At 72.8% G+C, this 11774-nt stretch carries 10 protein-coding genes and 1 pseudogene; 7 read left to right on the forward strand and 4 right to left on the reverse strand.

What is annotated here, in order from left to right; genetic code table 11:
• Nucleotides 1-166: 166 nt before the first annotated feature.
• Nucleotides 167-688, forward strand: a pseudogene (locus tag FED44_RS38295) (hypothetical protein).
• 14 nt (nucleotides 689-702) lie between these two features.
• Here the strand turns inward: FED44_RS38295 and FED44_RS14085 are convergent.
• Nucleotides 703-1842 (reverse strand): hypothetical protein, encoded by a 1140-nt coding sequence (locus FED44_RS14085; protein ID WP_138460890.1) that lies wholly within the window; start codon nucleotides 1840-1842, stop codon nucleotides 703-705.
• A 108-nt stretch (nucleotides 1843-1950) separates the two neighbouring features.
• On the reverse strand, nucleotides 1951-3276 hold the full coding sequence (locus FED44_RS14090; protein ID WP_111700755.1) for a DUF2786 domain-containing protein: 1326 nt from the start codon (nucleotides 3274-3276) through the stop codon (nucleotides 1951-1953).
• Nucleotides 3277-3530: 254 nt separating this feature from the next.
• On the opposite strand from FED44_RS14090, the gene FED44_RS14095 reads away from it, so the two are divergent.
• From FED44_RS14095 to FED44_RS38080, 5 genes are all read left to right on the forward strand, one after another.
• A complete protein-coding gene (locus tag FED44_RS14095) occupies nucleotides 3531-3809 on the forward strand; it encodes a StsA-related sactipeptide RiPP (RefSeq protein WP_111700756.1) in 279 nt (92 codons plus the stop codon).
• Nucleotides 3810-3896: 87 nt separating this feature from the next.
• Complete coding sequence (gene stsB, locus FED44_RS14100; RefSeq protein ID WP_138460966.1) at nucleotides 3897-5372, forward strand: StsB family radical SAM/SPASM domain sactipeptide maturase; 1476 nt, start codon at nucleotides 3897-3899, stop codon at nucleotides 5370-5372.
• An 11-nt stretch (nucleotides 5373-5383) separates the two neighbouring features.
• The gene (locus FED44_RS35775; RefSeq protein WP_165900673.1) at nucleotides 5384-5686 is read left to right on the forward strand and encodes a PqqD family protein; all 303 of its coding nucleotides are present in this window, start codon (nucleotides 5384-5386) and stop codon (nucleotides 5684-5686) included.
• Nucleotides 5683-5853 (forward strand): hypothetical protein, encoded by a 171-nt coding sequence (locus FED44_RS35780; RefSeq protein ID WP_167521464.1) that lies wholly within the window; start codon nucleotides 5683-5685, stop codon nucleotides 5851-5853. The genes FED44_RS35775 and FED44_RS35780 overlap by 4 nt, the downstream gene beginning before the upstream one ends.
• A complete protein-coding gene (locus tag FED44_RS38080) occupies nucleotides 5850-7319 on the forward strand; it encodes an NAD(P)/FAD-dependent oxidoreductase (protein WP_138460891.1) in 1470 nt (489 codons plus the stop codon). The genes FED44_RS35780 and FED44_RS38080 overlap by 4 nt, the downstream gene beginning before the upstream one ends.
• A 104-nt stretch (nucleotides 7320-7423) precedes the next feature.
• Here FED44_RS38080 and FED44_RS14115 read toward each other — a convergent pair whose 3' ends face one another.
• Nucleotides 7424-7606 carry a hypothetical protein gene (locus FED44_RS14115; RefSeq protein WP_111700759.1) on the reverse strand — a complete coding sequence of 61 codons (183 nt, stop codon included), beginning with the start codon at nucleotides 7604-7606 and terminating at the stop codon, nucleotides 7424-7426.
• A gap of 232 nt (nucleotides 7607-7838) precedes the next feature.
• On the opposite strand from FED44_RS14115, the gene FED44_RS14120 reads away from it, so the two are divergent.
• On the forward strand, nucleotides 7839-10649 hold the full coding sequence (locus tag FED44_RS14120) for a hypothetical protein (protein WP_138460892.1): 2811 nt from the start codon (nucleotides 7839-7841) through the stop codon (nucleotides 10647-10649).
• A 67-nt stretch (nucleotides 10650-10716) separates the two neighbouring features.
• Here FED44_RS14120 and FED44_RS14125 read toward each other — a convergent pair whose 3' ends face one another.
• Nucleotides 10717-11751 carry a methyltransferase gene (locus FED44_RS14125; protein WP_138460893.1) on the reverse strand — a complete coding sequence of 345 codons (1035 nt, stop codon included), beginning with the start codon at nucleotides 11749-11751 and terminating at the stop codon, nucleotides 10717-10719.
• Nucleotides 11752-11774: the final 23 nt, after the last annotated feature.

Here is an 11774-nt window from a genome sequence, read left to right on the forward strand (position 1 = left end):
GCGCATCGCCACCCCAATACCGGGCCACGTCGACGGTGACGGGCCATGTTCCGGAAGGCGTCGGCCGCCGGCGGCATCTCGACGAGGCGTTCCTCGGAGCGTGCGCGGGTATCGACTCGGGCACAAGGCGCCCGGCACGGGCGAAGATCACCGTAGGGTGCCGGTCATGGACTGGGTCGAGCGAGTCGCCGGCATCAAGCCCTGGAAGCGGCACGGCGAGCGGGCGCCGCACAAACCGCTCCTGCTGCTCTACGCCCTCGGGCGGCTGCGCGAGGGCCAGGCCGACGGCTCCACCCCGACCTGCTGCGCGCCCTGACCGACGACTCCGGCCTCGTCGTACGGCTCGCGCGGCACCTGCTGGACGCCAACTTCGAGCCGTCCCTGCATCCGGACATCTGCCGCCTCGTGGGCCTCGAACTCAGTGACCAGGTCTCCGGCGCCGGGCAGGCCGCACCATCCGTCGCCCGCCGGGACCCGGCGTTCCGCGAGAGCGTGCTCGTGGCGTACGAGTACCGCTGCGCCTTCTGCGAGTACGAAGGGTGGCTGGACGGCACGGCGGTCGGCCTGGACGCCGCGCACGTCCGCTGGTGGGCCCTTGCGGGAACCCCAGCGCGGGCTCGACCCCGTCGACGGTGGCCACATCGACTGGCACACCCGGCAGGTGTTCCGCGCCCCCGCCCGGCACTGACCCGTTCCGCCGGGTCAGCGTGGCGTCCAGGTCGGCGCGGGCGCCGGGCGGAAGAGGAAGACCTGGTCGCGCCGTCCCGTGCAGGTCTTCTGAGCGATCTCCGCCCCCGCCCGCATGTCGGACTCGCCGTACAGCGCGCCGACGCACAGGCCGCTGTGCAGGGGTTGGACGACGAATCCCGATCCGGCGGGCTTCAGCAGGAACTGCTGGTGAGGCGCTCCCATGCACTCCGCGGGCGCGATCAGCGCACCGGAGGCCTTCAGCGCCTCGTCCACGGTGAGGCAGCCGGGGCCCTCCACAGGATGATGCCACTCGATCTGCCATGCGCCGTCACCGACCGCACGCAGAAAGGTGTCCGGGACCAGGCCCGCGCAGGGACGCTGCACGGCCAGCGGACGATCCGTCCTTCCGCTGCGCTCGCGCCCCTCCCCGATGCACAGGCCGCCCCCCGCGACGTGCGCGGGAACCATGTGATACCACCCGTCGGACGGCAAGCGGTCGCTCGCCGCGGTCGCGCCGACGCGTGAAGGCGAGGGCCCCGGGGTCGCGCCACCGGGCTGGGGACCGTAGAGCGACGGGAGGACCGAGACCACCGCGAGGAGCAGGAGAAGGACACCCGCTCCCACGCCCACCAGGGCCGGCCACTGCGCCCCTCGTGACGCCGGGCGCAGGGGTCGCCTGTCCGGTGCGCTCTGGTCTGATGCGTTTTGGATAAGGGCGTTACGGTCCGGTGCGTCTCGGTCCGGGCCGTCGCCGTCCGGTGTGTTCTGGTCTCCGGGTCCGGCCGGAGCGAGGGACTCCGGCCGCGCCGGGCTCCCAGGGACCCGGCCGGCGGGACCGCCGGGCGTGCCGGACGAGAGCGGCATCTCGGCGGCCAGGCGTTTCCTCGCGGCCACCCAGCGAGCCGACTCCGTCTCGTCGAGCCCGCACGCCCGTACGAACGCGGCCACGAACTCCTCCCTCGGGAGGGTCGCCCGCCCCAGCGCGCCGGCGATGGTGCTGGCGGGGAGCGTGTCGCCGTTCGCCCTCGCGGCGGCGGTGAGCTGCCGGAACGTCCGGCCGGACCACTGGCGCACACTGCCCAGTGCGGCGACGAACTCGGCGGTCGTGGTGAGCCCATCGGGCTGCGGAGGCGCGCCGAACGGACCTGACACGACGATCCTCCCAAGCCCGACCCAGCGACGATCCCGGCGAAACACTAACAAAAAGCAGTGATGCGAGGCAGCTCGTCGAGTCAACCGTTCTCCGTGCCGCGCTCCCGCTCACGAACTTCCGGAGGGAATCTTCGGGTGCACGTCCAGCAGGGCCTGGTCCGCGGCGGCGCGGCCGGAGATCCAGCCCTCGCGGTTGCTGACCGAGCCCGTCCTGACCATGCTGAGCTCGGGGAACATCTTCTCCATCGCCGCGTCGACGGCCTGGTCCCTGGCCGCCAGCACCGGCAGCAGGTCTCTACTGGTCTCCGCCGCCGCCTGCCGGACCGCCTCCCCCGCCGCCTCGTGCAGCCGTTCGCCGATCCGACAGGCGTAGGCGGCGAGGAACGACTGCCGGAACGACCGCGTGCGGGACCGGCCGGCGCCGTCCCGGCGGGCTCCGGCCTGCCGCATCGCAGTGGTGGCCTGCACCAGCAGGGAGGTGAACAGCACCTCCACCGCCGCCAGGCCGGCGGGGAACCCCAGCACGGTGGCGAACCCGAGGTGGCGGCTCCAGATCGACCGGCAGTGGTTGGCCGAGGCGATGACGTCGAGCAGCACCGCCTTGGGCTCCTCGTAGGGCGCGTCGATCCCCAGGCGTCGCCCCTGCGGTTCGTCGTCCGGGCGGTTCGCCGCTCCGGTGGCCAGCAGCGCCGCGTCGATGCTGTAACGGGCCATCAGCGACTGGGCGGCGGCGGTGAACGTCTCGGCCTCCGCCTCGAACTCCGTCGACTCGGCCTTGGCCAGCAGCGCCCGCACCCGCGCCAGCATCCGCTCGTCCACCCGGCCGGCCGTCCGGGCAGTACGGCGCGCGGAACCGGGCGGCGGGCACAGCCGTTCCAGCGGCTGCAGCGTGGCCAAAAGGATGATCACCTCCAGCGCCCGGGCGACCATCGCGGTCCGGTCGCCGTCCTCGCGCAGGTACTCCTCGTCTCTCCCCCACCAGACGGTGGCGTCCAGGGCGGTCAGCTGGTCCTGCCAGCGCTCGTCCACGGTCGCCGGGGCGTAGGCCCGCATCTCGGCCGCGACGGCGTCGACGGCCAGGCACGCGTGCCGCGGCCCGAACCGCCGCCCTACGAGCCGGACCACGTCGGCCGGCATCCACCCGTTCCGCCAGGCCCGCGCCAGGTTGCCGCCGAGCATGCCCAGCAACGCGCGGTCGACGACGGGCCGCAGTCCGGGGTCGCCGGCCAGCGTCTCCACGAGCCGCGGGAACTCCGGCCTGCCCGCATTCAGTCGCGCGTCCACCGCGGCCGACAGCAGTCCGGCCACCATCTCCTCCGGCGACGACTCTCCCCGCTCCCGGGGGAAGGCCCGCGCCCCACCGGCCGGCGCCCGCCACCTGCTTCCGCGCGTCTTCTCCCCGGCCCTGCTCCGCTCCCGGTCCGCCCTGCCCATGTGTCCTCCTGCTTCGCCCTCCCCCGCCGGGGGCTCACGGAGTTCACGATTCTGACAGCGTCCCGGCCGCGCCGAGGACGTTGTCCACAGGCCGGCTGCCGGTGGATCGCGCATGTAGGTCGAGCCGCGCCTCCCGGCCGTCACCCGACCGGCGGGCAGCGGCTATCCCCACGTTTGTGGGGTTTCTCACCCCCTTTTCACCTGCGCATACTCGATTCACACCGCATTCCCCCGTCAGACAGAGAGGTGAAGGCATGGCCTTCGATCCGAGGGAAGCTCTGCGTGAAGCCGGCGTCCTCAACAGCCCCCTGGCAGCCGAAGTCGAGGCGGCGTTCGCCACCTTGACCCAGGAGGAAGTGAACCTGCTCATCTCGCTCAAGGACAAGCTCCCCACCGCGCTGCCCGGTGTGCTGGCGCACGCCGGCGCGGGCGGCGAGTGGTCCCGGCCCGAGGTGGAGGCCCACACCGTGCCCGTCGAGTCCAAGTGCCTGTGCGGGGCCTGGTCGGGCTCCGGATCCGGCGCGGCGGACTAGTCCGGACAGGTCGCGGGTGCGGCTCCGGCCGCGCGTCGCCCACAGAGGTCTGGGGCCGCACCTGCGGCTGGGAGCGTAAGGGGAATGATGTCTGGGAAACTCGCCCGGAACCGCTCGTTGATGGAAGTACCGGCGGACCTGACCTACTTCGTGCACGACGATGAGTACCTGGTCGTCAACCCGCAGGTGGGTGGCCGGTGCGTGCTCAACGCGCGCGAGTTCGCCGTCCTGGCGGCCCTGGCCCGTCCCGGGGCGGGCGGGGAGCAGGCCCGCCTCGACGAGACGGAGGCCGGCGGGTCCGACGAGACCGATCGGACGCTCGCCAAGCTGATCCTGAACTACCTCGTCTACTACGACGGGAACCGCCCGGAGCTCACCTTCAGGGAGCCGTCGCTCCACCAGGTGTATTACGCGATCACCGACGGCTGCAACCTCCGCTGCCCGTACTGCTACGCCTCGTCCGAGAAGTGCCTCCCCGGTGAGCTCACCACCGCCGAATCACTCGATCTGGTCTCCCAGGTCGCCGCCTTCGGCGCCAGAAACATGATCTTCACCGGCGGCGAGCCGATGCTCCGCAAGGACCTGTTCCAGATCGTGGAGCACGCCAACGACAGCGGGCTGACGTCGAACATCATCACCAACGCCACGATGATCAGGACGCTCGCCCAGGCCAGACGGTTCGCCGAGCTGTTCGGCATGGTCACGGTGAGCGTCGACGGCGGCACGGCCGAGACCCACGACCGCACCCGCGGCGCCGGCTCCTTCGCCCGGACCTACCGCGCCCTCCAGCTGCTCAACGAGGCCGGCGTGGTGCCGCGGATCAACCACATCGTCACCTCGGACAACGTCGACGAGCTGGAGGACTTCGCGAAGTTCGCCGAAGGGCTCGAGGTGCACAGCATCCGGCTGATGTACCACAACGACCTGGGCCGGGGAGAGAGCGACGAGTACGACTTCGGCTGGGACGACCACATGCGGATCCAGCGGCTCACCTGGACGTCACCGGCCGCCGGCAAGCTGCTGCCGGACGGTCCCCGGCCGATCACGCCGTGCTCGGTGAAGGCCAACTGCGGGATGGGCGGCAACGAGATCTACATCAACTCGCTGGGCGACGTGTATCCGTGCAAGCTGGTCACCGGGCGGTCGCACCACGCGGGCAACGTACGGCGGCAGTCGCTGGCGGAGATCTTCGGCGGACCGCTCCTGCGCGGGATGCGCACCAGCACCGTGCTCGGCGGCGACTACCACGCCGACTGCGCGAAGTGCTACATCAAGGCGTCCTGCGGCGGCGGATGCCGGGCCTCCCACATGTCCGAGTCCAAGGACCTGCGGCGCAACAGCCGTCACCAGTGCCGGATCCTGCGGCACGGCGTCGCCACGCAGTTGTGGCTCGAAGCCGGGGTCGACCGGTCGGAGCTCGCCACCAAGGACCGCGAGATGACGACGCCCCGCCTGGTCGTCAACGGCGACGTCCATCCCGTCTTCGACGACTGGAAGACCTATGTTCCCCCCTCGCCCGGCTCGGTCAGGGTCGGCGAGTTGCTTCCCATCACGCCGGTATAGAGGAGGTCAGTGTGTCACTCCGGATCAGCGAGGCCGTGATCTGGCAGGAGACCGGGGAGGGCGTCTCGCTCTACCACACGGAGACGGGCGACTTCCACAGCCTGAACGACACCGGCTCCCGGATATGGAAGCTGGTTGCGAGCGACGGCGAACGTGAGCCGGTCATGTTCAAGCTGTCCCGCGAGTTCGCCGGCAGCAGCTCCGCGATGAGCAGGCAGATCGTGGCGGACGTGCGGGACTTCATCGGCACGATGATCGAGCAGGGCCTGATCGAGGAGGTCCCGTCCGAGAAGGCCGAGAAGGCCGCCACGTGACCGGCCCGGCCGCGCCCGCCCCGTACGCGACCAGCCCGGACGCGACCAGCCCGGACGCGCCCGGCTCGGTCGCGCCCGGCTCGGTCCCGATCGGCCGGGAGCCGGCTGGAGGAGTGCGCGTCCGGACGGTCACCGTCGTGCCGCGTCCTCCGGCTTCGGGCCGATGAGCAGGGCGGTCGTCCTCGGCGGGGGCTTCGCGGGGGTGCTCGCCGCCGCCGTGCTCGCGCGCCACGCGGACGAGGTCGTGGTGGTGGAGGGCGACCGCTACCCGTCCGGTCCCCGCCCGCGCCGGGGGCTGCCCCAGTCGCACCACAGCCACGTGCTCGTGGCCGGCGGCGCGAGAGCGCTGGAGGCGCTGCTGCCCGGCACGGTCGGCGCCCTCCTCGCGCACGGCGCGCAGCTGCGCGGCCTCCCCGGCGACGCCCTGATCCTCACCGCCGACGGCTGGTTCCGCCGCATGCGCACCGACGCCCACCTGATCTCCTGCACCCGCGGGCTGCTGGACGAGATGGTGCGGCGCCGGGCGCTCGCGAGCGGGGCCGTCACGGTGTGGGAGGACACGCGCGCGCTCGGACTCCTCGGGGACGCGGCCCGGGTCGGCGGGGTGGCGGTCAGCAGGCGGGGCGCCCTGCACGAAACCGTACGCGCGGACCTCGTCGTCGACGCCACGGGACGCAGGTCGGCGTCTCCCCGATGGCTCGCCGAGATCGGCGTCCGGAACGTCGAGGAGACGACCGTCGCCACCGGCCTGGCCTACGCCACCCGGCTCTACCGGGCGCCCGCCGGCCTCGCCGCGGCGATTCCTGCGATCATGCTGCATCCCGGGCCCGGCCCGGGACGGCCGGCCCGGGGGGCGACGTTGTTCCCCGTCGAGGACGGCCGCTGGGTCGTCACGCTGACCGGCACCCGGGGTGGTGAGCCGCCCACCGACGAGCAGGGCTTCGCGGCCTTCGCCCGCGCGCTGCGCGACCCCCTCGTGGCGGACCTCATGGCGGAGGCCACCCCTCTCGGACTCATCCGGCCGTACCGGGACACCGTCAACAGGAGGCGGTTCTTCGAGCGGGCACGGCTGCCCGCCGGGTTCGCGGTGATCGGCGACGCGGCCGTGGCGGTCAACCCCGTCCATTCGCACGGGATGTCGGTCGCCGCGCGCTGCGCGCTCCGGCTCGACGAGGAGCTGACCCGGCACGGCGGGATCGGACCGGCCCTGTTTCCCGGGCTGCAGTCCGCACTGGCGGCGGAGGCGGAGCAGTCCTGGCGCATGGCGGTCGAGGCCGACGGCGAACAGGCCGGCGCAGGCACAGGAGAGCGGGCTGAAGGTACCGGCGCAGGCGCGGCTGAACGGGCCGGTGCGGGAACCGGCCGGGACGGCGCGCCGCGACGCGAGCCGAACGCCTTCGAACGCGAGATCCGCACCCGCCTGGCGCAGGCGAAGCTGAGCAACCCACGGATCGCCGCCGGGCTCTTCGCCGCCCAGACCTTGCTCTCCGACGACACCGCGACGGACAGGCCGGAGATCGCCCGGGCCCTGTCCGGGCGGCCGGAGCCCCTCCTCACCAGCGAGGAGGCGATCGGGCAGTACCCCGGCCTGGCCGCGTGGCTGCGCTCGCGCCTCGCCGCCGCGGCCCCCTGAGACCGCGCGCCCGCCGAAGCCCTTTCCGAAGGCTCCACGCCGCGTGATCCCCCCGCGTCGATGCGTCATGTACGCGGATGCCGGGAATCGGGTGAACGGCCTGCTCACTGGTAGGCGGCGACGGCGGCGAAGTACAGGCCGAGGAAGGTGGCTGCCGCGCCCGCGCCGGTGAGGAGCGCGTTGGCGGTGCCGGCGCTGCTGCGGCGGGCGATCAGTGCGGCGGTGATCGCGATGTTGAGGGCAGAGGACAGGGCCAGCAGCAGGGACAGGATCTGTACCTGGCTCATCGGGTGCTCCCTTGGGCGGTGGGGTGTCCCTGGCGGACGAGGCCAGGGGTTGATGAGCCGAGGCTTGCCGACCAGACGGGTGTCCTGGAGCCGGTTGGTCGCAGATTGGACACACTGCCGCGTAGCGGCCGGTGAACGGCCTACTGTGCGCAACGAGGTCAGGGCGAGTGCGTGGGATGTCCACGGGGTGAATGGACACCCCATGGCGGGCGATGGGCGGACAGGGGGAGCAGTGGAGGCAGCGGACCAGGAACCGGACCTGGCCGTGCTGCTCACCGCACTGGCTCGGTTCCGCCGTCGGATCACGCTGGATGGGCAGCCGTCGGACCGGACGCTGGCGAAAGCTGCCGGGGTGAGCCCGACCACGGTGGGAGCGTGGCTGCGCGGCGCCCGCTTCCCCCAGCAGATCGACCCGCTGATCAGGATTGTGGACGCGGTGCGAGAGCACGCCCGCCGGACGACGCACGCCTGGGCCGGTGAGCCCGCCGGGCTGTGGGACAAGCGGTGCTGGCGCGATGCCCACATCGCCGAGGCCCGCCGGCGCGCCGGAGAGACCAGCCGGGCCGTTCGGGCGGCCGACGCCCGGACGGTGCTGGAGTCGGGACGGCCGGGCACGCCTCTGGACCAGGTGACCGACCCGTTCGTGCTGGAGGTGCACCGGCCGATCACTGTGGACGGCGCGACGGTGGGCGTGCTGCCGTCGTACGTCCGGCGGGTGCACGACGAGCGGCTGGGCCAGGTGGTCGATCGGGTTCTCGGCGGCACGAGTGCGATGGCGGTGCTGGTGGCCGGCTCCTCGGCCGGCAAGACCCGGGCGTGCTGGGAAGCCCTTGGGCCGCTGCGTGCGGCGGGCGGGTGGCGGTTGTGGCACCCCTTCGACCCGACCCGGCGCGAAGCGGCGCTGCAGGAGCTGGACCGGGTGGGCCCACGCACGGTGCTCTGGTTGAACGAGACCCAGGAGTACGTGGGTGAGGGCGGGGAGCGGGTCGCGGCCAAGCTGCGTGCCCTGCTCACCGACCGGGCGCGGGCGCCGGTGCTGGTGCTGGGCACGTTGTGGCGGAAGCACCACGCCGACCTGACCCGAAGTTCGGGGTCACAGGTGGCGCAACTGCTCGACGATGTGGTGATCGAGGTGCCGGAGGAGTTCACCGGGGCCGCCCTGGAGGCGATGCGGCGGGCCGCCCAGGCCGATGCCAGGCTGGCCGAGGCGGTCGAGCACGCCGTAGACGGGAAGATCAACCAGTATCTGGCCGGTGGCCCGGAGCTGCTGAAGCGGCTCGAAACCGCGGAGCCCGCGGCCAAAGCGGTCATCTGGGCGGCGATGGACCTCCGCCGTCTCGGGCACGGCACCACCATCCCGCTGGCCTTGCTCAAGACGGCCGCACCGGCCTACCTGACCGACACGGAGTGGGACGCGGCCGGGGAGGACTGGCTCGAACAGGCACTGGCCTACACCGCCGAGCCGTGTAAGGGCGCCCGCGGGCCGCTCACCCGCGTCCGCCCCGGCCGTGGCCGAGGTCCTGCGGCCACAGTGGTGGACCCCGACGGTGAGCCGGTGTACCGGCTGGCCGACTACCTCGACCAGCATGGCCGCGTCACCCGTGCCGACCAGATCCCACCCGTCGGTCTCTGGACCGCCGCGGCCGCCCACGCCCACCCCACCGACCTGGGCGTCCTGGGGGACGCCGCCTGGGCCCGCGGCCTGTACCGGGAAGGCGCCCAGCTCCACAAGCAGGCCGTCAGCCGTGGGAACGTCCCAGCCGCCGGCGCCCTCGTCCGTCGCCTCCACGAACTGGATCCCACCGATCGACGCCCTGCCCGCTGGGCTGTCGCCCACGCCTGTCTCGACGACCCGTTCCACGTGGGGAATCTGCTGGACAGCCTGCACAGGGCCGGGGCGCACGACCAGATCGCCATGCTGCTGGCCCGTTACCCCGTCAGCGGCGTTTCTCTCGACAGGCCCGCTGATCTGGGTGCGCTACTGGACGGCCTGCACAAGGTCGGGGCGCACGAGCAGTTCACCGCGCTGGCCGAGCGAGCCGCCGCACACGCCCCGCTCGACCCGCTCGGCGTCGGTGTGCTGCTGGACAGCCTGCGCAAGGCCGGGGCGCACGACCAGATCGCCGCGCTACTGGCCCGCGATCCCGCCGCCCACATCCCGCTGGGCACCCACTACAGCGCGCTGAGCCTGCTGCGGCTGTTGCCCAGCCTGCGCAGGGCCGGGGCGCACGACCAGTTCACCGCGCTGGCCCAGCGAGCCGCCGCCCATACCGCGTTGGACGACGCCCCGCTGAGCGTGGGCCGACTGCTGATGGACAGCCTGCATGCGGCTGAGGCGCACGCGCAGATCGCCGCGGTGCTGGCTCGCCACCCCGCTTCCCACCTCCCGCTGGACAACCGCCACAGCGCGCTGACCGTGGCGCGGCTGCTGAACAGTCTTCACGAGGTTGGGGCGCACACGCAGATCGCCGCGCTGCTGGCCCACGACCCCGCCGGCCGCGTCCCCCTCGACGACACGGCTGATCTGCGTGCGCTGCTGGACAGCCTGCGCAAGGCCGGGGCACACGAGCAGTTCACCGCGCTGGCCCAGCGAGCCGCCGCACACGCCCCGCTCGACGACCCGAACGCTGTGGGATTGCTGCTGATGACGCTGGACGTCGCCGAAGCCCGTAGCCACGTCGCCACGCTGCTGGCCCGCGATCCCGCCGGCCGCGTTCTTCTCGACGACCCTTGCGGCGTGGGCGCGCTGCTGGTCGGCCTGTACTTCTCCAAGGCGCGTGACCAGATCGCCGCGCTGCTGGCACGCGATCCCGCCGCCAACACCACGCTCAACCCGGGTGTCCCAGACGAACCGCGTTTGCTGATGTTCGGTCTGAGCCTGGTCCGGGCACACGACCAGATCACCGCACTGGCCGAACGGTTGCTCGCCGCGGGCTTGTTCGAAGCGTTCATGCAGATCGATGGTCACAAGGAGCGGTTCCGGTTCGGGCGGGAACCTGACGGGAGCGCCGCCGACCGGTGGGGGTGGGAGGATCTGGAGTGAACGGCGACCGGCATCACACTGCCACCGGCCTCGACCGGGCTGACGGCGCGGCCCTGGACCAAGGAGGTCAGGCGGGCCGGGCGACGAGGATCCGGATCTCCGAGCCGCCGAGCGACGGTGTGACCTCGGTCAGGTCGAACCCGGCCGCGGCGAGCAGGTCCCGGAACTCGGTCCTGCCGCGTTCCCGGCCGCCGGTGTAGACGAGCATCGCGATGTCGCTCATGACGGCCCCGGCCGCCCCCGGCGTGCCGAGGGCGGAGGGCATCACCGGCTCCAGCACGAGCAGGCGTCCGTCCGCCGCGATCGACCGGCGGCAGCTACGCAGCAGGGCGACGCAGCGCCGGTCGTCCCAGTCGTGCAGCACGCCCTTGACCAGCATGACGTCGCCCCCGGGCACGGCCTCGAAGAAGTCGCCGGTCTCGATGACGCACCGGTCCGACAGGCCCGACCGCCGGAACTCCTCGTCGGCGCCCGCGACCCCCTCGGCGGTGTCGAACAGGATCCCCTTGAGGCCCGGGACGGCCGCCAGCACCGCCGCCAGCAGCGTGCCGTTGCCGCCGCCGACGTCGACCACGGTCTGCGCGCCGCTGAAGTCGTACGCCTTGGGGAGCGCGGGCGCGATCCGTTCGGTGCCCTCGCGCATCGCCCTGTTGAACACCGCCGACAGGTCCGGGTGGCGGGCGAGGTGGTCGAACAGCGGGCCGCCGTGCGCGTGGTCCCACGCCGTCTCACCGGTCCGCACGCTGTGGGTCAGCGCCCCCCACGCCTGCCACGTGGCCGGGTCGCCGAGCAGCAGGAGGCTGGAGCGCATCGACCACGGGTGATCGGCGCACAGGGGCCGCCCCTGCGGCGTCAGCGTGAAGCTTCCCGGCTCCCCCTCCTCCGCCACGCCCAGCACCACCAGCGCGCGGAGCAGCCGGTGCAGCGCGCCGGGGTCCGACCCGGTGCGCTCCGCGAGCCGCGCGACCGGTACGGCCTCCTCCGCGAGCAGGTCCGGCACGCCGAGCCGGACGGCCGCGTAGAGGATCTGCGAGGTGGCGTAGCCGAAGGCCATCCGGGACAGGTTCGCCTGCCCCGCGAGGCCTCGCGGTCGGTCACTCATGGTCCTGCTCCTTCGGGGTCTCT

This window comes from Microbispora triticiradicis, from assembly GCF_005864065.1.
Classification (GTDB): domain Bacteria; phylum Actinomycetota; class Actinomycetes; order Streptosporangiales; family Streptosporangiaceae; genus Microbispora; species Microbispora triticiradicis.